General features: G+C 42.7%; 16 protein-coding genes. 11 read left to right on the top strand and 5 right to left on the bottom strand.

Translation table 11 applies throughout. From position 1 onward, the window contains the following. The first annotated feature begins 11 nt into the window (after nucleotides 1-11). The 3 genes from ACRZ9O_RS06840 (at nucleotide 12) to ACRZ9O_RS06830 (ending at nucleotide 7,333) form a co-directional block, all read left to right on the top strand. The gene (locus ACRZ9O_RS06840) at nucleotides 12-3,311 is read left to right on the top strand and encodes a VCBS repeat-containing protein (RefSeq protein WP_459457641.1); all 3,300 of its coding nucleotides are present in this window, start codon (nucleotides 12-14) and stop codon (nucleotides 3,309-3,311) included. A gap of 282 nt (nucleotides 3,312-3,593) precedes the next feature. Continuing rightward, entirely contained in the window at nucleotides 3,594-5,381 is a 1,788-nt protein-coding gene (locus tag ACRZ9O_RS06835; RefSeq protein ID WP_459457639.1) for an acyl-CoA dehydrogenase, read from the top strand. An 8-nt stretch (nucleotides 5,382-5,389) separates the two neighbouring features. Beyond that, nucleotides 5,390-7,333 carry a M1 family metallopeptidase gene (locus ACRZ9O_RS06830; protein ID WP_459457637.1) on the top strand — a complete coding sequence of 648 codons (1,944 nt, stop codon included), beginning with the start codon at nucleotides 5,390-5,392 and terminating at the stop codon, nucleotides 7,331-7,333. A 33-nt stretch (nucleotides 7,334-7,366) separates the two neighbouring features. Here the strand turns inward: ACRZ9O_RS06830 and ACRZ9O_RS06825 are convergent, their stop codons facing one another. From ACRZ9O_RS06825 to hemA, 4 genes are all read right to left on the bottom strand, one after another. Continuing rightward, nucleotides 7,367-8,224: a prephenate dehydrogenase gene (locus ACRZ9O_RS06825; RefSeq protein ID WP_459457635.1), complete on the bottom strand. Its 858-nt coding sequence runs from the start codon at nucleotides 8,222-8,224 to the stop codon at nucleotides 7,367-7,369. Then, entirely contained in the window at nucleotides 8,211-9,389 is a 1,179-nt protein-coding gene (locus ACRZ9O_RS06820; RefSeq protein ID WP_459457633.1) for a pyridoxal phosphate-dependent aminotransferase, read from the bottom strand. The genes ACRZ9O_RS06825 and ACRZ9O_RS06820 overlap by 14 nt, the downstream gene beginning before the upstream one ends. 150 nt (nucleotides 9,390-9,539) lie before the next feature. After that, the gene (locus tag ACRZ9O_RS06815) at nucleotides 9,540-9,992 is read right to left on the bottom strand and encodes a regulatory protein RecX (protein ID WP_459457631.1); all 453 of its coding nucleotides are present in this window, start codon (nucleotides 9,990-9,992) and stop codon (nucleotides 9,540-9,542) included. Between the two features lie 10 nt (nucleotides 9,993-10,002). Further along, nucleotides 10,003-11,277, bottom strand: a complete 1,275-nt coding sequence (gene hemA / locus ACRZ9O_RS06810; RefSeq protein ID WP_459457629.1) for a glutamyl-tRNA reductase — start codon at nucleotides 11,275-11,277, stop codon at nucleotides 10,003-10,005. A 109-nt stretch (nucleotides 11,278-11,386) separates the two neighbouring features. Between hemA and ACRZ9O_RS06805 the strand changes: the two genes are divergently transcribed. Genes ACRZ9O_RS06805 through ACRZ9O_RS06775 form a run of 7 tightly spaced genes read left to right on the top strand, consistent with a single transcriptional unit; the run spans nucleotide 11,387 to nucleotide 18,564 of the window. Beyond that, nucleotides 11,387-12,211 (top strand): SDR family oxidoreductase, encoded by an 825-nt coding sequence (locus tag ACRZ9O_RS06805; protein ID WP_459457627.1) that lies wholly within the window; start codon nucleotides 11,387-11,389, stop codon nucleotides 12,209-12,211. Then, complete coding sequence (locus ACRZ9O_RS06800) at nucleotides 12,211-13,167, top strand: YheT family hydrolase (protein ID WP_459457625.1); 957 nt, start codon at nucleotides 12,211-12,213, stop codon at nucleotides 13,165-13,167. The genes ACRZ9O_RS06805 and ACRZ9O_RS06800 overlap by 1 nt, the downstream gene beginning before the upstream one ends. Nucleotides 13,168-13,178: 11 nt before the next feature. Beyond that, complete coding sequence (gene serA, locus ACRZ9O_RS06795; RefSeq protein ID WP_459457623.1) at nucleotides 13,179-15,089, top strand: phosphoglycerate dehydrogenase; 1,911 nt, start codon at nucleotides 13,179-13,181, stop codon at nucleotides 15,087-15,089. Between the two features lies 1 nt (nucleotide 15,090). After that, nucleotides 15,091-16,167, top strand: coding sequence for an aminotransferase class V-fold PLP-dependent enzyme (locus tag ACRZ9O_RS06790; protein ID WP_459457621.1), 1,077 nt, complete (start codon nucleotides 15,091-15,093; stop codon nucleotides 16,165-16,167). Nucleotides 16,168-16,183: 16 nt separating this feature from the next. After that, on the top strand, nucleotides 16,184-17,179 hold the full coding sequence (locus tag ACRZ9O_RS06785; protein ID WP_459457619.1) for a Gfo/Idh/MocA family protein: 996 nt from the start codon (nucleotides 16,184-16,186) through the stop codon (nucleotides 17,177-17,179). Further along, on the top strand, nucleotides 17,172-17,828 hold the full coding sequence (locus ACRZ9O_RS06780; RefSeq protein WP_459457617.1) for a GDSL-type esterase/lipase family protein: 657 nt from the start codon (nucleotides 17,172-17,174) through the stop codon (nucleotides 17,826-17,828). Before ACRZ9O_RS06785 ends, ACRZ9O_RS06780 begins: the two co-directional genes overlap by 8 nt. Beyond that, on the top strand, nucleotides 17,818-18,564 hold the full coding sequence (locus tag ACRZ9O_RS06775; protein ID WP_459457615.1) for an NUDIX hydrolase: 747 nt from the start codon (nucleotides 17,818-17,820) through the stop codon (nucleotides 18,562-18,564). The genes ACRZ9O_RS06780 and ACRZ9O_RS06775 overlap by 11 nt, the downstream gene beginning before the upstream one ends. 6 nt (nucleotides 18,565-18,570) lie before the next feature. Here ACRZ9O_RS06775 and ACRZ9O_RS06770 read toward each other — a convergent pair whose 3' ends face one another. Beyond that, nucleotides 18,571-19,287 (bottom strand): YebC/PmpR family DNA-binding transcriptional regulator, encoded by a 717-nt coding sequence (locus ACRZ9O_RS06770; protein WP_459457613.1) that lies wholly within the window; start codon nucleotides 19,285-19,287, stop codon nucleotides 18,571-18,573. Between the two features lie 118 nt (nucleotides 19,288-19,405). On the opposite strand from ACRZ9O_RS06770, the gene ACRZ9O_RS06765 reads away from it, so the two are divergent. Continuing rightward, nucleotides 19,406-21,634, top strand: a complete 2,229-nt coding sequence (locus ACRZ9O_RS06765; RefSeq protein ID WP_459457611.1) for a DUF5916 domain-containing protein — start codon at nucleotides 19,406-19,408, stop codon at nucleotides 21,632-21,634. The last annotated feature ends 1 nt before the right edge of the window (nucleotide 21,635 follow it).

The raw sequence follows: 21,635 nt of genomic DNA, 5'->3' as shown, positions 1-21,635 counted from the left end.
CAGCTTTTAGGATGAAAAATGTACGTATTATCACCCTACTTTCCCTTGTTTTATTCTCCTGTTCTACTAAGGAGGATACCCTTTTCGAAGAGTTGTCCCCAGGGCAAACAGGTATCGATTTTGTGAACCGAAGTTTAGAGAAAAAAGAGTTTAACATTTTCAATTACCGAAACTTTTATAATGGAGGTGGTGTGGCGATAGGAGATGTGAATAATGATGGTTTATCCGATCTTTTTGTGACCTCAAATTTCGAAGACAATAAGCTGTATTTGAATAAAGGGGAGATGAAGTTTGAAGATATTACCGTGAAGGCAGGTATTGTGGAAAAAAAGTTTTGGTCTACAGGTGCAACGTTTGCAGATGTAAATGGGGATGGCTTGATTGATATCTATGTGTGTAATTCAGGCTCTCGTGACCAAAGAGGGAATCAATTGTATATTAATCAAGGAATAAAAGGGGGAGTGCCTACATTTAAGGATCAGGCTAAAGAAGCTGGTTTAGTGGATGGCGGTTTTTCTAACCATGCAGCTTTCTTTGATTACGACCGAGATGGTGATTTAGATATGTATTTATTGAATAATAGTTTTAATCCGATTGATAAATTAGGGTATAAAAACTTACGTCAAGAGAGAGATAAGTTAGGTGGGGATAAGTTGTTTAGAAATGATAGCAAAGACGGGAAAGAGCTTCATTATACAGATGTGTCTGAGTCTGCGGGGATTTACGGTAGTTTGATTGGTTTTGGATTAGGAATTACAATAGGCGATGTGAATAATGACAACTGGCCTGATATTTATATTTCGAATGATTTCTTCGAGCGGGATTACTTATATATTAATCAGCAAAATGGAACGTTCAAAGAGGATTTAGAAAATGAAATGCCGCATGTTTCGCTGAGCTCGATGGGGGCTGATATGGCCGATTTGAACGATGATGGCTTTATGGACATCTTTGTTTCAGATATGTTACCAGGAGATGATCGTCGGTTGAAGACGACGTCCGTTTTTGAAGGGAATAATATTGTAGAGTTAAAGAAAAAGCGCGGTTTTTGGTATCAGTACATGCGCAATAACTTGCAATTGAATAATGGTGATGGAACATTCTCTGAAGTAGGACAATTAGCCGGTGTGCATGCGACTGATTGGAGTTGGGGTGCCTTGATTTTCGATATGGACAATGACGGCAGGAAGGATATTTTCGTAGCGAATGGGATTGCTAAAGATTTAACAGATCAAGATTTCGTAGATTTTTTAGGAGATCCCCATACAATGCAACAGATGCTGGACGGAAAAAAATTCGATTATAAGGAGTTTACAGACAAAATCTCTTCAGTACCTATTCCGAATTATGCCTATAAGAACGAGGGGGATTTGAAATTCACGAATCAAGTCAAGGCTTGGGGTTTAGCTGGTCCAGGTTTTTCAAATGGTTCAGCTTATGGGGATTTAGATAACGATGGCGATTTGGATTTAGTGGTAAATAATATCAACGCCCCCCTATCAGTTTTTAAGAATAAGACAAATGAGAAATTAAAGAACCATTTTTTGACTGTGCATTTAAAAGGAGTTAGTCGTAATTTAAATGGGATTGGAGCACGAGTAACGGTTTATCAAAAAGGTGGAATGAAAGTCTTACACCAAATGCCTAACCGTGGTTTTCAGTCATCTAGCGACCATCAAATGGTATTTGGCTTAGGCGAAAATGGGGCGATAGATTCCTTAGTTGTTTTGTGGCCAAACGATAAGATGGAAACGATTAAATCACTTAAATCAAATCAAGTGATTACGCTTAAGCAGGAAAATGCTAAAGAGATTTTTCATTTTAATAAGTTGAATCAGTCATCGATTTTTACAGATGTAACTTCTGGTGCTTTGAATTATTTACACGTGGAAAGTAAGTTTAATGATTACGACCGGGATGTGTTATTAAAACAAAAGTATTCCACGCAAGGCCCTGCTCTTGCGGTAGGAGATGTAAATGGAGATGGCTTAGAAGATCTTTATTTAGGAGGTGCGGCTGGTCAAGGTAAGCACTTATTTATTCAAAAGGCAGGAGGTAAATTTGTGAATTCTCCTCAAGTTGATTTTAGTTTAGACCAAACGGCAGAAAATACAGATGCGATTTTTTTCGATGCGGATAATGACGGAGATTTAGACTTGTTCGTGGTGACGGGAAGTAATGAGTTCAAAGAAAATGCACCTGAATTACGGGACCTTTTATACTTAAATGACGGCAAAGGAAATATGAAACGAGATGTTCGTTTTCCACTGATTTATGAGAATGGGTCGAGCGTTTCTGCCGCTGATTACGACAAGGATGGCGATCTCGATTTATTTGTGGGTACTCGCATGGTGAATTCGAAGTATGGCCAAAGCGCACAAAGTCATTTGTTTATTAATGACGGAAACGGTGGCTTTAAAAATCAAACAAAGCGCTTTATGCCACAAGTGAACGAGCTTGGAATGGTGACTGATTCCGAATGGTCAGATGTGAATGGGGATGGATATCTCGATTTAGTAGTGACACAAGATTGGGGACCAGTGGTTGTATTTAAAAATGAAAGAGGCAGAAAATTAACGAAGCAAAAGCCTGTGGCTGGATCTGAAGGACTTTGGTCTTGTGTAAAGCCGGCGGATATTGATGGCGATGGTGATATGGATTTTTTACTCGGAAACTTTGGCCTAAATACAAAAATTAAAGCCTCCGCTGCATTTCCAGCTTACCTGCATGCAGGAGATTTCGATAAAAATGGCTCTATTGAGCAACTGATTTCGAGTGTGACCGAGGATGGCAATACCTATCCGATGGTGTTAAAAGGAGAATTGCAACGAGCTCTTCCGATGATAAAAAAGAAATTTATCAAGTACAGTGATTACGCGAACAAAACGGTGGATGAACTATTTACGGAGGAACAACGTAAAGGGGCGACTATTCGTCAAATTACCACGACTCAATCTTCTTTTATGATCAACGATGGTAAAGGAAACTTCACCTTGCAGGCAATGCCATACCAGGCGCAATATTCGCCAATTAAAGCCATCGAAACGGGGGATTTTAACAAAGATGGGAAGCTTGATATTTTATTAGCAGGCAATTTCTTTGATTCGCTACCAGAATGGGGGCGTTTCGACGCAAACTATGGAATCATGCTTGAAGGACTAGGTAAAGGTAAGTTCACAGTGAAATTATCTAAGCAAACTGGATTTAGAACTTTTGGTCAAGTCCGTCATATTTCCCTCGTAAAAGGGGGCAAACGTACGTATGTGGTGTTAGCTAAAAACGGTGACAAAGCCCAACTATTTAACTATTAGAAAAAAGTATATTACTAATTTTCCTCTGTTATTTATGAAAAGATGTTTTGCTTTATGAAAAAAAAGTAGCAGAAAAGGCCCACATCTACTTCTCCATTAACATGACAAAAATCAAGTATTTCAAAAACCTTGATTACCTCTATTTTTATTACATTAAGGGGTTTTCGCTAGTGTCAATAGAGTGATAACTTCTGGGATATTCCTTCCCTTCATTATAAAACTAGTATGCTTGCATAATAAATTTTTTCTCTGCAAATTTGTTCCAACCTAAACGTTATAACAATGGCAAAAGAATACGATCGTCGCAACCTAGACTTTATTTTAAACGAAGTTTTTGATACTGCTTCTCTGTGTAATTATCCTCGTTACGCAGATTATACCCCAGACATGTTTACTATGGTATTAGACTCAGCGGAAGCCATTGCTGAGAAATACTTGCGTCCTATCTACGTAGATTCAGATCGCAAAGCAGCTGAATTAGTGGATGGAGTCGTACAAGTTCACCCGGGAATTGAACCTTATATGAAGGAGATGGGCGAATCGGGTATGATCGGCTGTACGTTTGACATAGAACATGGAGGTCAGCAAGTACCTTCGATGATCGGTGGGGCACACGAATTCATTCGCGGTGCTGCTCATAATTCAGCAGTGATGTTTACGGGATTATCCCATGGGGCAGCACATCTGATTGCCTCTTTTGGTTCGAAGGAATTAGCTGATACCTATGTTCCTAATATGCTTTCGGGCAAGTGGGCGGGCACGATGTGTTTAACCGAGCCTCAGGCTGGAAGCTCCTTGAATGATGCATCTACTTCTGCTAAAGATTTAGGAGATGGAACCTATGCCATTAAAGGTCAAAAAATATTTATTTCAGGAGGGGATAATCACTTCTCTGAAAATATCATACACTTAGTGTTAGCCCGTTTAGAGGGTGCTCCTGCAGGAACGAAAGGGATTTCCCTTTTTGTAGTTCCTAAGAAGCGCATCGAAAATGGTGCATTAGTGAATAACGAAGTGGTTTCTTTAGGCGTTTATCATAAGATGGGCCAAAAAGCCACTCCAGCCCTTCACCTTTCTTTTGGTGATAAAGGCAATTCAATCGGCTATTTAGTGGGCGAACCGAATAGAGGTTTGTCTTACATGTTCCAAATGATGAACGAAGCCCGCTTAGGTGTGGGTATGGGTGGAGCCTACATTGCTTCAGCTGCGTACCATGCTTCGAAGCAATATGCGAACGAGCGCGCTCAAGGTCGTTTATTAACAAACAAAGACCCGAATACACCTCCTACGTTGATCAAAAATCACCCAGATGTACAGCGCATGTTGTATTTCCAAAAAGCGATTGTGGAAGGATCCATGGGTCTTTTATTCCAATGCTTTATGTGGGATGATTTAGCAAAAAGCTTAGAGGGCGATGAGAAAAAAGAAGCCCAAATGATGCTTGACTTAATGACCACGGTAGCAAAAACGTATCCAGCCGAAATGGGAACCTTAGCCGTGAATCAAGGATTGCAAGTTTTAGGAGGCTACGGTTATACCGAAGACTTCCCATTAGAGCAAATGGCGCGCGATGTGCGGATTATGTCCATCTATGAAGGTACCACAGGAATTCACGGATTAACCTTATTAGGTCGTGGTATTCCAGCAAACAATGGAGCGGCCTTGCAGACTTTAGGAAAATTAGTTTTCGCAGATATCGCGGTGGCTAAAGGACACGAAAGTATAGCAAAATATGCAGCCATGTTAGAGAAGGAATTAGCCAATTTAACTTCGGTGACGATGCACAAATTAGGATTCGCTATGAAAGGTGAAATCGACGTATTCTTAGCAGATTCTACTTTGTATATGGAATTGTTTGGCCTAATTACGGTGGCTTGGCAATGGTTAAAGCAAGGTCACGTGGCAGCGGCTGCCCTGGCTAAAGGTGGCTTGAGCAAAGAGGATGAGGCGTTCTATACAGATAAGATCCATACGATGAAATTCTTCTACCACTACGAGGTGCCTAAGGCTTTAGGTTTATCGCAACGTTTGATGGATGAAGAAGTATTAACTATTTTTGATAACAAATAAGAACTAAAATGTTTAAAAAACACGTATTTCTGGGCCTAGCGCTGTTATTATCGACTGTGGCATTAGCTCAAAGCAAGTATTCCGCGTATGAATTATTTCACCCGCTTTGGAATTATGGACCTGTTTCCCCGATGCGTTCTGCAGCGGGTGTTCCAGGCCCAGGTTACTGGCAAAACTCTGCTGATTATAAGATTGCCGTTTCATTAGATGATGTGGCAAACAAAATCACGGGGGATGTGGAGATTACTTACAAGAATAATTCGCCAGATAAATTGCCCTTTTTGTGGTTGCAATTAGACCAAAACAGCTTCAATACCCAGTCTCGCGGAGGCAAGACGACGCCTATTTCGGGTGGACGTTTTGGGAATTTAGCGTTTGATGGTGGTTACAAAATCGAGAGTGTTACAATCGATGGCAAGCCGGCTAATTTCATCGTAGAAGACACACGGATGCAGATTCGTCTTGTTTCTCCTCTAGCGGAAAAAGTGGGAACGGCGAAAATCAAAATTGCTTATTCATTCACTTCTCCGGAGAATGCTTCGGATAGAATGGGTATTCAGCAAACCAAAAATGGTGCGATCTACACGGTGGCGCAGTGGTTCCCACGTGTTTGTGTGTACGACGACATCGAAGGATGGAACGTATTGCCTTACTTGGGTGCGGGCGAGTTCTATTTAGAATACGGTAATTTCGAGTATTCCATCAATGCGCCTGCTTCACACATTGTGGTGGGTTCAGGTGAATTGTTGAATCCAACGGAAGTTTATACGGCTGATCAGGTGAAGAAATGGGCTGCTGCAGCTAATTCAGAGACCACCGTCGTGATACGTTCAGCGGCTGAAGTGACGGATCCCGCTTCTCGTCCGGCGAAAGATCGTTTGACGTGGAAGTTTAAGTGTACTAATGCGCGTGACGTGGCTTTTGCTTCATCTAAGGCGTTTATCTTAGACGCTTGCCGCATCAATTTGCCAAGTGGCAAGAAGTCGATGGCCGTTTCTGTTTATCCGGTTGAGTCAGACGGGAAAGATGCGTGGGCACGTTCATCGGAATATGTAAAAGCATCCATTGAGCATTATTCAAATTGGTTATACGAGTATACTTATCCTGTGGCGACTAACGTAGCCGGTATTGTTTCTGGAATGGAATATCCAGGCATCATTTTTTGTGGATACAAGGACAAGACCGCTTCTTTATGGGGCGTGACGGACCATGAATTTGGCCATAACTGGTTCCCGATGATTGTGGGTAATAACGAGCGTAAATTCGCTTGGATGGATGAAGGGTTCAATACCTTCATTAATTTCTACTCAACAGATGCCTTTAATAAAGGAGAATACAAGAACCGCAAATTTGATATGCACGCGATCGCGAAATCCATGTTCCGCGAAACAGCAGATCCGATTATGTCGATTCCAGATGTGATCCAAACGCGTAATTTAGGCTGGGAGGCTTATAATAAGCCAGGTTTTGGCTTACGCATCTTGCGTGAAAATATCTTAGGAGCTGATCGTTTTGATTATGCTTTTAAAAATTATATCAACAAATGGGCGTTCAAACACCCTACACCTATGGATTTCTTCCGCGCAATGGAAGATGGAGCTGGGGAGGATTTAGGATGGTTCTGGAAAGCTTGGTTCTATGAGCTTTGGAGACTTGACCAATCAGTGAAAGATGTGGATTATGTAGAGCAAGATCCTGCTAAAGGTGCTGTGATTACGATTGAAAACTTAGACAAGATGGCGATGCCAGTTGTGGTGGAAGTGGAATTAACGAGCGGAGAAAAAGAACGCTTTACGTTCCCGGTAGAGATTTGGCAGAGAGGTTCTAGCTGGACGTTCCGCACTTCAACGAAGCTGCCAATTAAATCGGTGGTGGTTGATCCAGATCATTCCTTCCCGGATATGGATTCCAAAAATAATACCTGGAAGCCGATGAGTATTCGCACTAGATAATGAAAAAGCCCTTGCAGTTTGCAAGGGCTTTTTTTATCCTTTTAAGATTCGTCCGATATCATTCGCCTTTCCTAATTCCTGCTTTAGCTTATCGTAGCTGCCAGAAAGCATCAGGCCTTTGTATTTCAACAGGGTGTTGATGTATTCGTCCAAAACGTCCAGCAAGTTCTCTTGGTTCTGGTGGAAAATTTGGCTCCAGGTTTCTGGGGAAGATTTTGCCAAACGCACAGTGGATTCGAAACCGGTGGAGGCTAGTTCGAAAATGCGGGCTTCGTTCTTCTCTTTCTCTAATACCGTGTTCGCTAGGGCGAAAGAACAGATGTGAGAGATGTGCGAAATATAAGCTGTGTGCATATCATGTTCGATAGAACCCATATAGATGAGGTTCATCTCTAAGCCGCTGCGGTATAAATCTTCGATTAAGGCAACGGCAGCGGGGTCGCTGAGTTCTTTGTCGCAAATAACACCCCGTTTACCCACGAATAAGCCTTGGACGGCCGCCTCAGGACCAGAGAATTCGGTTCCGGCCATTGGGTGGGTGGAAACGAATTGTGCTCTTTTGGGGTGGTTTTGTAAAGCCTCGAAAACCGGGGTTTTAGTAGAACCTACCTCAATGATCACTTTTCCAGGTTTTAGCGCATCTAATACCGATGGAATCAGCGCCACTAACAGGTCAACTGGAATCGCGCAAACGAAGACGTCCACTTGGTCGATGGCCTCTTGCCAAGTGGCGATGCGGTCGACTAGTCCAAGCTCTAATGCTTTTTTCTGGTGTTCGGGATTGGTATCGATACCGACGATTTCGGAGGCCCAGCCACTCTTGCGAAGACCGAGTGCGATGGATCCTCCAATTAATCCGATACCGATGATGCCTACTTTAGGAGATGCCATTGCTGTGGTTTTTGATGCGATCAATCGCTTGTGAGAAAACGGATTCTTGTGCGCAAAGCGAGATGCGGATATAGCCGTCGCCTTGCGTTCCGAAGATTCCACCCGGCGTAATAAACACCGCGTTTTCGTCTAAAATTTTATCTGATAATTCGTAGCCAGAGGCGAATGAAGCTGGGATTTTGGCCCAAACAAACATCCCCGACTGTGCCGGATCATACACGCAATCGAGTAAGTCTAATAGTTCAAATACGAGTTTTTGGCGCGAACGGTAAATGCGGTTTTGATTCTCAAACCACGCGCTGTCCGCAGAAAGAGCTTTAACTGCCGCTTGCTGCAAAGGCAAGAACATCCCAGAATCCATATTAGATTTGAACTTCAATACTGGGGCTAAAAATTCTGCTTTCCCAAAAGCCGCCCCAATTCTCCATCCCGCCATATTGTGGGACTTCGAAAGGGAATTTAATTCGATCGCGACATCTTGCATCCCCGGAATCGAAAGCATGCTCATCGGTTTTTCGTTCAGGATGAAGCTGTAGGGATTGTCGTTCACTAATAAGATCGAATGGCGAATAGCGAAATCGCGCAACTCGGTGAAGAATTCCACCGTTGCTTGCGCTCCGGTAGGCATGTGCGGGTAGTTGACCCACATGATTTTGACTTTGGAAAGATCACGCTTTTCTAACGCCTTTAAATCAGGTAACCAACCCGTGGAGGCAGATAATTCATAGCTTTCTACCGTCGCACCGGCTAAAGAACAAGCCGCCGAATAGGTAGGGTAGCCTGGATTGGGGATCAAACTCACGTCACCCTTTTCTAGATAGGCCATGGCGATGTGCATGATCCCTTCTTTGGAACCAATCAAGGGTAAAATTTCTGAAGAGGGATTAACTGTTACGCCGTAATGGGTAGCGTAAAATGATGCGAAAGCCTCGCGCAAAGCAGGAATACCTTGGTAACCTTGGTAGGCATGGTTGGCTGGATTTGCCGCGCTCTCCGTTAAAGCCGCGATGGTCTCAGAAGACGGCGCTAAATCAGGAGATCCAATACCTAAGTTAATGATAGGTACGCCGGATTCCTTTAAAGCCGCGATCTGCTTCAATTTCTTGGAGAAATAGTATTCCTCCACGCTGTTTAAGCGGCTCGCCGCTGTGATGTGTAAGCTCATAAAACAAAAAACCGACGTAAAGTCGGCTGATATAATTGACAAAAAACTATATAACCGATTAGGCAGCGTTGTAATAACCTGCGTAATAATACCCTGCTAAATAGTTGATTGCGTGTGAATGCATATGCCAAAGGTAGGAAAAAATTACTTTTATGCAAATAGAGGCTTCAATAGCTCGCGAATGAGGGAGGATTCGTAGCCTTTGGATAGCCCAAAGTTATAACACTTTTGGTAGCGCTGCGGGGAAGTACCCGTTTTAATCTCGTCCCTTTTTTTCTGTAAGATAGCACGGGCTTTCTCGATGTAATCCGCATCATCGATGCCATCCCAGGCAGAAGCTAAAAGTGAGGCTGAGATGCCTCGCTTGCGTAGTTCGTAGTTGATTTTCGTGCGACCCCAGCTTTTTTGATTGAACTTCGAGCGGACAAAGATTTCGACAAAACGCGCCTCATTCAGGTAGTTGTTTTCGCGAAGCCACGTTAAATACGAAGGGTAATCAGAGTGCGAAACCTCGAAAGTCTTCATCTTCTGCTCTAATTCTAGGACGCATCTTTCCTGGTAGGCGCAATAGCGGGCCAGCTTTTGGAGAATCTCGCTATTCATAAGGGAAGATTTAAGATTCGATTTCTTCGAAACTCTCAAGGTTGAACAGGTCGTTCAGGACATCCACCATTTTGTCTGAATCCCCACGCTTGCAAGCAGCTTTTAGGTGGATGATGGGTTGTTTGATGATTTTTTGGACTAAACCAGCCGTGATTTTCTCCAGCTTCTCGGTCTCTTCTTTCGTCAAACCTTTCATGTGGCGGTTCATCTCCTCCTTACGGATTTGCTCCAGCGCATTTTTCAATTTGTGGATGGTAGGCGAAACCTCCATCTCTTTAGACCAATCATTAAAGCTAACAATGCTCTCTTCGATGATGGTACGTACATCCGGAATAGAGGCTAAGCGAGTGGCCAAAGCCTCATCCGCACGCTCCTTCAAGGTGTCAATATTGTATAAAAGGACCCCATTAATCTTCTCGATGCCATCTTCGATGCTACGCGGCACAGAAAGGTCGATGAAGTATTTAAAGGATAATAATTGCAATTTCTTAATCTCTGCCTGCGTGATCATCGGGCTATCCGTGCGAACAGACGAGATAATGATGTCAGCTGCGGCGATTTCTTTCCACAAGTCAGCGATAGGAGCGACTCTGAAAAGCTCTTTTCCAGCGGCAATCTTCTCTGCTTTTTCGATCGTACGGTTCATAATGGTGAACTCAGCAAAATCCTTTTCTTCCATATTTTTGCACACATCTAAACCGATTTCTCCTAATCCTAGGATTAAGACTTTCGGGTTTGGAAGGGCTTGAGAAAGTTCTTCAGCTAAGGCTACGGTGGCATAAGAGACAGAGGCCGCTCCATCGCGGAACGAAGTTTCTTGGGCTACGCGCTTGTTAGAGTAGAAGATGGTATGCATCAAACGGTGTAAATATGGACCAGCCATATTTAAATCTGCCGCTTGTTGGTAGGCTTTCTTGATTTGGTTCGGGATTTGTAAATCCCCCACTACTTTTGACTGCAAGCCGGTCGCTACTTCGAATAAATGGCGCAGAGAATCCTCTGTTTCGTCCATTTGCTTGAAATAACCTAGGTATTCGGCGGTGTTCGTTAAGCCTTTTTCGATTAAGAAAGCTTTGATTAAGTCGGTCGAGATATCGCGATCAGACGTATAATAGAACTCCGTGCGGTTGCAGGTAGAGACAATTAATAATTCATTTAGGCCAAAAAGATCCTTGCACTTCACATAAAATCCTTTGCTCTCGTCTTCGTTCAACGCTAACATCTCGCGGATGGCGAGTGGCGCAGTACGGTGTGAAAGGCTGACGGATTTAAAAGGTAAAATCATTTATGTCTTAAGCGTGATTATTAATTCACAAAAGTACAATGCAAAAGTTTAAAATGTATCTGTCTTTGAAAGAAAATCGTAATTTAGATGAAGAAAAAATAAGAACTATATGCACTTCAAAAATAAGACGGTCTTTATCACAGGAGGATCCCGCGGAATTGGATTAGAGATTGCAAAAAAATTAGCTTCAGAGGGCGCAAACATCGTTATTGCGGCTAAAACTTCCGAACCACATCCTAAATTGCCAGGTACGATTCACACGGCGGCGGCTGAAATTGAGGCGGCTGGCGGAAAGGCTTTGGCCTGTATGGTAGACATTCGTGACGAAAATCAGGTTTTAGCAGCGGTGAAATTAGCCGTCGAGACCTTTGGAGGCATTGATATCCTGATCAACAACGCATCTGCGATTCAGCTCACGGGTACTTTAAGTACCGAGATGAAGAAATATGATTTGATGAATCAGGTCAACACGCGCGGAACGTATTTGTGTGCTCAGGCTTGTTTACCTTATTTGTTGAAATCTGATAATCCGCACGTTTTAACGCTTTCTCCTCCTTTAAATGTGGAGGCGCGCTGGTTTGAGAATCATGTGGCGTATTCGATTGCCAAATTTGGGATGTCTCTATGTACCCTCGGAATGGCGTCGGAGTTTAAAGGGAAAGTTGCCTTTAATTCACTTTGGCCTAAAACCATTATTGCGACTGCTGCCATCGAATTCGCGGTGGGTAATGCGTCTATGATGCAATTAGGGCGCAAGGCTAGTATTATGGCGGATGCGGCTGCGGCGATTTTACAGAAGGATGCGAAGACGGTTACAGGAAATTTCTATATTGATGAGGATGTATTGCGCGCTGAAGGAGTAACCGATTTTGCTGAATACCGCGTGAATCCGAATACACCAGAAAATCAATTATTGCCTGACTTTTTCATTTAATGTTAGAAAATTACACCCCGCCACTTTGGTTACCGGACGGGCATACACAAAGTATTTATCCCTCCCTTTTTCGGAAAGTGACTCTTTCGGAAACGCCACGGCGCGAACGGTTGACGACTCCAGATCAAGATTTCTTGGATGTCGATTGGTATGGTGGTCCGCTTTCAGAGAAACCTCTATTAATTGTGTCCCACGGTTTGGAGGGATCAAGCGATCGCCAATATGTGACAGGTTTGATTCACAAGATGAAAGGGATGAACGCGCTGGCTTGGAATTACCGAAGCTGTTCAGGCGAGCCCAATAAGAATCTACGTTTTTACCACAGTGGGGCGACGGATGATTTGGACTTCATTATTAAGTTAGCGATTGAACGCGGGGCAAAAGATATCTATCTCGCTGGATTTAGTCTAGGGGGCAACTTAACCTTGAAATGGTTAGGCGAACAGGGCAAAAATCCTCCCCCAATGATTCGAAAAGCTGTCGCATTTTCCGTACCTTTGCACCTTTCGTCGAGTAGCAAACAGTTAGCTAAGCGAGAAAACAGACTCTACACTCATCGATTTCTACAAACTCTCATTAAAAAAGTCAAGGAAAAGTCCGCGCGCTATCCTCAGGATATTACCGTGGAGATGATTGATTCGATAAAGAGTTTAGTGGATTTTGACGATGTGATCACAGGGCCTTTACACGGGTTTAAAGACGGGGAAGACTATTACGAAAAGAGTAGCTCCTTGTATTTTTTGGATCAGATTAACGTACCCACTTTAATCGTGAATGCAAAAAATGACCCATTTTTATCGGCGGAATGTATTCCGGAATCTTTTGTGAAGACCTTGGACTTTGTCCAATTAGACGCACAGGAAAAAGGAGGGCATTGTGGTTTTTATCCGAAGAATTACCAGGGTTATACTTGGTCGGAAAATCGCGCCGAAACTTGGTTTAATAAAAGCGTTTAGAAAATAATAACATGCCTACAGCTCAAGCAGAACCTTTAAAAATTGTCATTGATTTCGATAGCACGTTCACGAAAGTGGAGGGGCTCGATGAATTAGCGAGAATCGCGCTTCAGGGAAATCCGAAGCAGGCGGAGATCGTGGGAAAGATTAAGGATATCACCGACCAAGGAATGGTAGGGGCCTATTCTTTCGCCGATTCTTTACGTGATCGCGTCGCTTTATTGCCGGCGAATCGCTCGCACGTGGATCAATTGATCGTCTTTTTAAAAGGTAAAATCTCGGAGTCATTTAAGCGCAACAAGGATTTTCTAGAAGAAAATGCCGCACAAATTTTAATCGTTTCCTCAGGTTTCAAAGACTTTATCGTTCCCGTGGTGAAAGAGATGGGCATCCCAGCGGAGAACGTATACGCGAATACGTTCTCGTATGATGCGGAAGGAAATATTACTGGTTACGATGCGGACAATTTATTGTCTCAGGATAAAGGTAAAGTTCGCTTATTGCAATCATTGCAATTAGAAGGCGAGGTTTACGTGATCGGTGATGGTATCACGGATTACGAATTACGTGAGTCAGGTTTAGCAAATAAATTCTTTGCGTTCACGGAGAATGTTTCGCGCAAGGCGGTGACGGACAAAGCGGATTACGTAGTTCCATCTCTAGATGAGTTCTTGTATATCAACGGTTTAAGCCGTGCGCAATCGTATCCTAAATCAAGAATCAAAGTTCTTTTATTAGAAAACGTGCACCCTGGTGCCGTGCAAGCTTTCAAGAAAGAAGGTTTCCAAGTGGAGCTTTTGAAAGGCGCTTTGGATGAGGATGAATTGATCGAGAAGATCAAGGACGTGTCCATCTTCGGTTTGCGTTCGAAGACGAATTTGACGAAAAAGGTATTAGAACATCCCAATGCCTCTCGTTTGATGTGTGTGGGTGCTTTCTGTATAGGTACGAACCAAATTGATTTAGTAGAATGTGAGAAACGCGGAATCGCGGTGTTTAATGCGCCGTATTCGAATACGCGTTCGGTAGTGGAATTGTCGATCGGTTTGATGGTGATGTTAACGCGTAATATCTTCGAGAAATCGACGAAAATGCACGTGGGTGTTTGGGATAAATCAGCGACGAATTCGTACGAGATTAGAGGTAAGAAAATTGGTTTAGTGGGTTATGGAAGCATCGGTACGCAGATTTCCGTGATTGCGGAGGCGCTGGGTATGGAGGTTTACTTCTATGATATCGTCGATAAATTAGCCTTAGGTAATGCCAAAAAATGCAAAAGCTTACAGGAATTGTTGTCCCAAGTGGATTTTGTGAGTTTACACGTGGACGGCCGCAAGTCGAACACGAACATTATCGGCAAAGAGCAATTCTCTTGGATGAAAGACAATGCCATTTTCTTGAATTTGTCGCGTGGGCACGTGGTCGAAATTCCGGCTTTAGTGGAGGCGATCAAGTCGGGTAAAGTGTGGGGCGCAGCGATTGACGTATTCCCGTATGAGCCGAAGACGAATGACGAAGAGTTTTTGAACGAATTGCGCGGTTTGCCTAACGTGATTTTGACGCCGCACATCGGTGGTAGCACAGAGGAAGCGCAGCAAAATATTGGGGAGTTTGTTCCAGCGAAGTTATTGCAATTCATTAATAATGGTAGCACGTATGGTTCGGTGAACTTCCCTGAATTGCAATTGCCGCCGTTAGAGGATGCGCACCGTTTGTTGCATATTCACCACAATGTACCTGGGATTTTGGCCCAAATCAACCAAATCTTCGCTAAATACCACGTAAACATTATTGGTCAATACTTGAAGACGACAGAAAATACGGGTTATGTGATTACGGATGTGGCCAAAGAATACTCGGATGAAATCGTGAGTGAATTGAGGCTGATCGATAACACCATTAAGTTTAGAATGTTATATTAATATGAGCACTTTTTTCACCCCAGGCCCTGCGGCCTTGTTTCCTACGGTTCAGTCCCATTATATGGAGGCTTTTCGTTTAAACCTCGGTTCGATTTCCCATCGTTCTGCGGCTTTCCGTAAGATCTACCAGCACGCAGACGAGCAATTGCGCGAATTATTCGCCTTGCCTAAGAGCCACGCGGTCTTGTTTACGGGATCTGCGACGGAGGTGTGGGAGCGTATCATTATGAATACAGTAGAACACGAGAGTTTTCACCTAGTGAATGGCTCGTTCTCGAAGAAGTTTTTCGATTTTTCTAAAGACCTGCACAAGTATGCGAATTCGATTCACAAGCCGTTTGGCGAGGGTTTCGATGCTTCAGAGGTGGAAGTTCCGGAATATGCGGAATTGATTTGCTGCACAGCGAACGAAACGAGTTCTGGTGTGCAGATGAAGGCTTCAGAGATTCACAAGATTAAAAAAGCGAACAAGGATAAGTTTGTGGCGGTGGATATGGTTTCCTCTGCGCCTTACCCAAATTTAGATTTTGGATTAGTAGACTCAGCCTTTTTTAGTGTCCAAAAATCATTCGGAATGCCTGCCGGTTTAGGTGTTTGGTTTGCGAATGAGGCGATGCTAGAGAAGTCAGAGCGTATGAAAAAACACGAGGGTATTGTGGGGACGTATCACTCGTTGCCAAGCCTTTGGGAAAATTACAAGAACTTCGAAACGCCAGAAACTCCTAACGTGATGGCGATTTATGTGTTAGGCAAAGTGGCGGAGGATTTTAACCGAATCGGTGTGGAGAATTTGCGCAAGGAGACGGATAAAAAAGCGAAAGCTTTGTATGATTTTGCGAAGAAATCGGATAACTTCGAAATATTCGTGGAGAACGAAAATCACCGTTCGGCGACCGTTGTGGTATTAAATTGCAAGGAAGGCTCGTCTAAAGTGATCAATACAATTAAAGAAAGAAGCGATATGATTATAGGGGCTGGATATGGCAAATTGAAGGAAACCCAAATTAGAATCGCGAATTTTCCAGCAGTAAATTTTGACCAAGTTCAGGCTTTAATAACTGAATTAGGTTCACTTTAATAATAAACCTAGGACTATGAAAAATGGAACACCCATTCGTTGGGGTATATTAGCATGCGGCGGTATAGCCCGCAAATTTGCAGACGATTTAGCCTTTGTTAAAGATGGTTATTTAGCGGCTGTTTCCTCCAGAGATATTTCCCGTGCAGAAGAGTTTGCCTCCCATTATGGGCCAGATGTAAAATGCTTTGGTTCGTATGAGGCGATGTTGTCAAGCGGCGAAATCGATGTGGTTTACATTGCCTCTCCGCACGGATTGCACCACGAGCACACGCTTTTGTGTTTGAATGCGGGACTTCCTGTCTTGTGTGAAAAAGCCTTTGCGATCAATTCGAAGCAAGTGGCAGAAATGATTCAGACGGCGCGTGATAAGAAGATCTTCTTAATGGAGGCTTTGTGGACACGTTTCCATCCCTCTATCGTGAAACTGCAAGAGATTCTAGCTTCGGGTGTGATCGGAGATATCGTTCACCTAGCAGCAGACTTTGGTTTCCATGCACCCTACGATGCGGAGGCACGTTGGTTTAATCCAGCGTTGACCGGCGGGTCTTTATTAGACATCGGTATTTACCCTTTATTTATCTCCAAATTCGTGTTAGGAAATCCTTTAGAAATGAAGGCGACTGGCGTAATGGCACCTACTGGAGTGGATATGAATACGTCCATCGCTTTGAAATATAGTTCAGGAGTGACTGCTACCTTGTTCTCCACCTTTGCCACGAAGACGGATACGACCTGTGAAATTCACGGAACAAAGGGTAAAATCCACATGCATTCGCGTTTCCATGAGACGAAAGGTATTACCGTAACGATCCATGAAACAGAGCAAGAGACGTTCTATGAAACGGAGCGTTTAGGCTGGGGATATAGCTACGAAGCGGAGGCAGTTCAATCTGATTTACGCGCGGGTCGTACGGAAAATGCCTTGATGACGCATGCTTTCAGTACGGAATTAATGGCTTTATTAGATGAAATTCGTTCTCAAATCGGTTTAAAATATCCAAATGAATAAGATCCTTCTTTTCCTATTATTGTCTTTCGGCGTTTTCGCGCAGAAGCCTCTAGACCGTTTTGAAAAAGAAATTATAGCTTTTGAAAAGCTAGATTCTATTGCCATGCCGGCCAAAGGAATGAAATTATTCATCGGCTCTTCTAGTTTTCGTTTGTGGAAAAGCTTTGATACGGACATGAAGGGGATGAATGCGCTTAACCGTGGTTTTGGTGGGAGTACCTTGAAAGAAGCCTTGTTTTATTTCGATCGAATGGTGGCGAAATACCAGCCTTCTTGGGTGTTTATGTACGAAGGTGATAATGATATTACCTCTGGTACGAGTCCAGAAGAGATTGTATCGCAATTCGAAGAGTTTTCTGCCCGTTTAGCGAAGCAGGTTCCAGGGGCGAAACTCGTTTTCGTTTCTGCCCGCCCTAGTTTAGCTCGCGAGGCATTGAAGGCGAAACAACAGGATTTAAACCAGCGCATCGTTAGCATCGCGGCAAAAAAGAAAGGGCATTATGTCATCGATATGCACTCACCATTTTATAATCCGGACGGTACTTTGATGCAGGATATTTTTGTGGCAGATCGTTTACACCTGAATGAAAAGGGGTATGTGATTTTTGCGAAACAAATACAAAACTTTCTTCAAAAGTATGCCAAATAGGGACGTACTAAAGGGGGATTGGTTGCCGAATATATCGGTCGATTGCGTCATTTTTGGATTTCAAGAGAATCAATTAAAGGTACTTTTGTTGAAGTTTAGAAACAATGAAGTTTGGTCATTGCCAGGTGGATTTATTGGTAAAGAAGAGGATGCAGATGATGCCGCCAAGCGCGTCTTGTGGCAGCGTACTGGTTTAGAAAATATCTATTTACAGCAATTCTACACCTTTGGCGATCTGAAAAGAAACATCGGTGCCATCGAGAAGCACGAGGAGATTAATCTCGCTATGGGGCGCTCATTAGAAGATTTAAAATGGTTATCTAATCGCTATATCACCTTAGGCTATTATGCCTTAGTCGAATACTCAAAAGTAAGGGTCACCCTGAATGATGTGTCAGATGATTCCGCTTGGATGGATGTCGATCAGATCCCTTCTTTGTTTTTAGATCACAATGCGATAATTAGTAAGGGATTAGCCCATTTGCGTACTTCGATTGATTCGCATTTAGCCGCCTTTAATTTATTGCCGGAGACATTCACGATGTCTGAATTACAACAGGTCTATGAGACGATTCTAGGAAAAGTGTTAGTGCGTACGAATTTCCAACGCAAGATGTTGAGCTTGGATATTTTAGAACGTATTGAAAAGAAATATACGGGAGGCGCTCACAAGGCCCCTTATTTGTATCGTTTGGACAAGAAAAAAGCGGAGGCTTTTTTGTCCTCCGCTTCTTAATTTAGATTAACCCATATTGTGGTAGACGTTCTGCACATCATCATCTTCCTCTAGACGCTCGATGAGCTTTTCTACATCGGCTATTTGTTCCTCTGTTAGTTCTTTTGTCTCATCTGGAATCCGTTCGAAATCGGCTCCCATTAATTCAAATCCTTTTTCCTCTAGGAATTTTTGGATAGCACCAAAAGCTGTGAACTCCCCATAGATATTAATTTGATTCGTCTCCTCATCTAAGAAAACTTCATCACCCCCTAAGTCAATTAGGTCGAATTCTAATTCTTCTAAATCGATTTCCGGTTTAGCCGCGATTTTAAATACGGATTTACGGGTGAAGATGAAATCTAACATCCCTGTCGTCCCTAAGCTTCCGCCACATTTTGTGAAAGACGACCGAATATTCGCTACCGTACGGTTGATATTATCTGTTGTTGTTTCTACTAGGATGGCGATACCATGTAGCGCATATCCTTCGTATACGATCTCTTTGTAGTCCTCTTGGTCCTTAGAAGTCGCGCGTTTGATAGCCCGCTCTACGTTTTCCTTCGGCATATTCACTGCCTTCGCGTTTTGGATGATCGCACGTAAACGAGAGTTTGACGTGGGATCACCACCTCCAGATTTTACAGCAATCACAATATCCTTACCGATTTTGGTAAAGGTTTTGGCCATTTGACCCCAACGTTTGAATTTTCTCGCTTTTCTAAATTCGAAGGCTCTTCCCATAGTTCATTATTTTGAAATGCAAAAATAAAACAAGCTGATGGAATTATGCTATCGATTCAAAAAAAAATCCCCCTACAGCTCCTCACTGATAGCTAAGAAATTTGTCTAAATTGCAGGAATGAAAAAATATATCTGGTTCTTTTTTATTTTGTTTTCTACTTCGCTATTTGGCCAAAAGAAGAACGAAAACTTTCAAATGCTCATCAAAAAAACCACGGGTCCCATTAAAGTGGATGGAATCATCGATGAAAATGCGTGGTTTCAGTCCGCGGCTGTGAGTGATTTTATGATGTGTAATCCCTTTGATTCACTTTGTGCCCAAGTACGTACAGATGTAAAGATGACTTATGACGATAAATACATTTATATTTCTGCAGAGTGTTTTTTGAAAGAACCTGGCGCCTTTGTAGTGGAATCCATGAAACGAGATTTTGGTTTTGGCGTAAATGATAACTTTTTAGTTTTTATAGATACGTTTGAAGATAAGACCACTGGATTTGCTTTTGGGGCGAATGCTGCGGGTGCTCAATGGGATGGCCAAATGTCTGAGGGATCTAAGGTTAATTTGAATTGGGATAATAAATGGGAATCAGCTACGACTTACAAGCGAGATTCATGGATTTTCGAAGCCGCAATTCCTTTTAAGTCCATTCGCTATAAAGGAAATGTGAGTCGCTGGGGAATTAATTTTTCTCGCTATGATTTAAAGGCGAAAGAAAAGTCTGCCTGGGCTCCCGTGCCTCGGCAGTTTCCGACGGCTTCCTTAGCCTTTGCTGGAGTTCTGCTTTGGGATACTCCACCGCCTACGCCTAAAAAGAATATCTCTTTGATTCCTTATGTATTATCAGGTGGGACAGCAAATTATGAGTCTAAAGACCCAGCTTCCATGCGTAATCAGATAGGGGGAGACATTAAGGTCGCGATTAATTCTGGTTTAAATTTAGATATGACCTTGAATCCAGATTTCTCGCAGGTTGATGTAGATAGGCAACAGACGAATCTGGATCGATTTGAGCTTTTTTATCCGGAGAAAAGACAATTTTTTATTGAAAATTCTGATCTCTTTGACGGATTTGGTATAGAGAGCATTCGGCCCTTCTTCTCTCGAAGAATCGGCATTGCTTTGAATCCTAAAACGGGAATTTACGAGCAAACTCCCATTACCTATGGAGCCCGTTTGAGTGGTAAATTAAACCAAGATTGGCGGATTGGGGTTTTGAATGTGCAGTCTGAGCAGAATGTGGAGAAGGGGGTACCTACCCAAAACTATTCCATGGTTGCTCTACAACGCAAGGTATTCGCGCGCTCTAACTTTGGGGCTTATATGGTCAATAAACAATCGTTTATTAATACAGATTTGCAGCGTTCAAATGGCTTCCAAGCCTATAATCGAGATCTTGGGTTTGAGTATAATTTGGCATCTGCAGATAATTTTTGGACAGGAACGCTTTTTTATGCGAACACGATTAGTCCTTTGCAAAAGGATAGGAGCTTTGCTCAAGCGGCTTCTTTAGCCTATAAAGACAATAACTGGGCATTTGGAATTAAAGAATCCTGGGTAGGGGAGAATTATAATCCTGAAACAGGCTATGTGCCTCGGGTGAATTTTTTACAAACACAGCTCGATGCTGCCAAGAATTTTTATCCTAAAAACAAATCAACCAACCTTTTTTATACCACACTTTCAGCCATGAGTATGGCTTATTGGAATAACCAAGGTACTTTTACAGACAATACAAGCTATGTTGCGTTTGAGGGAACGATGAAGGATCGTTCAAATTTTGGCACCTATCTTTCATATGATTATGTGAAATTATTATATGATTTTGATGCGACTCGGATGGGGAATACCGCCATAAAAAAGGGGACAGAACATGACTGGTACGCATTGAATCTACGCTATATGTCTTCTCCCATTAAATTATTCACCTATACGCTTAGCTCCCGTTTTGGAGGGTATTATGGGAAAGGATGGCGTACTGGAATTACGGCTGATATTGGCTATCGATTCCAGCCATATGGAAGCGTTTCTGTCGCATTAGATTATAATGATATTGTGGACGTGGAGATTCCAGGAACAGAAGCGATGGCAGCGAAGAAAGTATCCTCTAATTTTTGGATTATTCGACCTAAAATTGATATCACTTTCACGAACAAATTATTCTTTGCGACCTTCTTTCAAATTAACCAGCAAACAAAAAATGTCAATTTAAATGCACGTCTTCAATGGCGATATAAGCCAGCATCTGATCTGTTTTTAGTGTATACTGACAACTATTTTCCGGAAATTATGCAAATTCGCAACCGCTCTGTGGTGTTGAAATTGAATTATTGGCTTAATTTGTAAT

This window comes from Aquirufa sp. HETE-40SA, from assembly GCF_054558635.1.
Note: the sequence above shows the minus strand (reverse complement) of the source record. Positions and strands in the feature narration are given on the sequence as shown.

Excerpts from the sequence above, each read along its gene's own strand:
- ACRZ9O_RS06835 (WP_459457639.1), top strand. The coding sequence starts at position 3,594 with ATGGCAAAAGAATACGATCGTCGCAACCTAGACTTTATTTTAAACGAA.
- ACRZ9O_RS06825 (WP_459457635.1), bottom strand. The coding sequence starts at position 8,224 with ATGGCATCTCCTAAAGTAGGCATCATCGGTATCGGATTAATTGGAGGA.
- ACRZ9O_RS06830 (WP_459457637.1), top strand. The coding sequence starts at position 5,390 with ATGTTTAAAAAACACGTATTTCTGGGCCTAGCGCTGTTATTATCGACT.
- ACRZ9O_RS06770 (WP_459457613.1), bottom strand. The coding sequence starts at position 19,287 with ATGGGAAGAGCCTTCGAATTTAGAAAAGCGAGAAAATTCAAACGTTGG.
- ACRZ9O_RS06765 (WP_459457611.1), top strand. The coding sequence starts at position 19,406 with ATGAAAAAATATATCTGGTTCTTTTTTATTTTGTTTTCTACTTCGCTA.
- ACRZ9O_RS06800 (WP_459457625.1), top strand. The coding sequence starts at position 12,211 with ATGTTAGAAAATTACACCCCGCCACTTTGGTTACCGGACGGGCATACA.
- ACRZ9O_RS06820 (WP_459457633.1), bottom strand. The coding sequence starts at position 9,389 with ATGAGCTTACACATCACAGCGGCGAGCCGCTTAAACAGCGTGGAGGAA.
- ACRZ9O_RS06790 (WP_459457621.1), top strand. The coding sequence starts at position 15,091 with ATGAGCACTTTTTTCACCCCAGGCCCTGCGGCCTTGTTTCCTACGGTT.
- ACRZ9O_RS06805 (WP_459457627.1), top strand. The coding sequence starts at position 11,387 with ATGCACTTCAAAAATAAGACGGTCTTTATCACAGGAGGATCCCGCGGA.
- ACRZ9O_RS06775 (WP_459457615.1), top strand. The coding sequence starts at position 17,818 with ATGCCAAATAGGGACGTACTAAAGGGGGATTGGTTGCCGAATATATCG.
- hemA (WP_459457629.1), bottom strand. The coding sequence starts at position 11,277 with ATGATTTTACCTTTTAAATCCGTCAGCCTTTCACACCGTACTGCGCCA.
- serA (WP_459457623.1), top strand. The coding sequence starts at position 13,179 with ATGCCTACAGCTCAAGCAGAACCTTTAAAAATTGTCATTGATTTCGAT.
- ACRZ9O_RS06780 (WP_459457617.1), top strand. The coding sequence starts at position 17,172 with ATGAATAAGATCCTTCTTTTCCTATTATTGTCTTTCGGCGTTTTCGCG.
- ACRZ9O_RS06785 (WP_459457619.1), top strand. The coding sequence starts at position 16,184 with ATGAAAAATGGAACACCCATTCGTTGGGGTATATTAGCATGCGGCGGT.
- ACRZ9O_RS06815 (WP_459457631.1), bottom strand. The coding sequence starts at position 9,992 with ATGAATAGCGAGATTCTCCAAAAGCTGGCCCGCTATTGCGCCTACCAG.
- ACRZ9O_RS06840 (WP_459457641.1), top strand. The coding sequence starts at position 12 with ATGAAAAATGTACGTATTATCACCCTACTTTCCCTTGTTTTATTCTCC.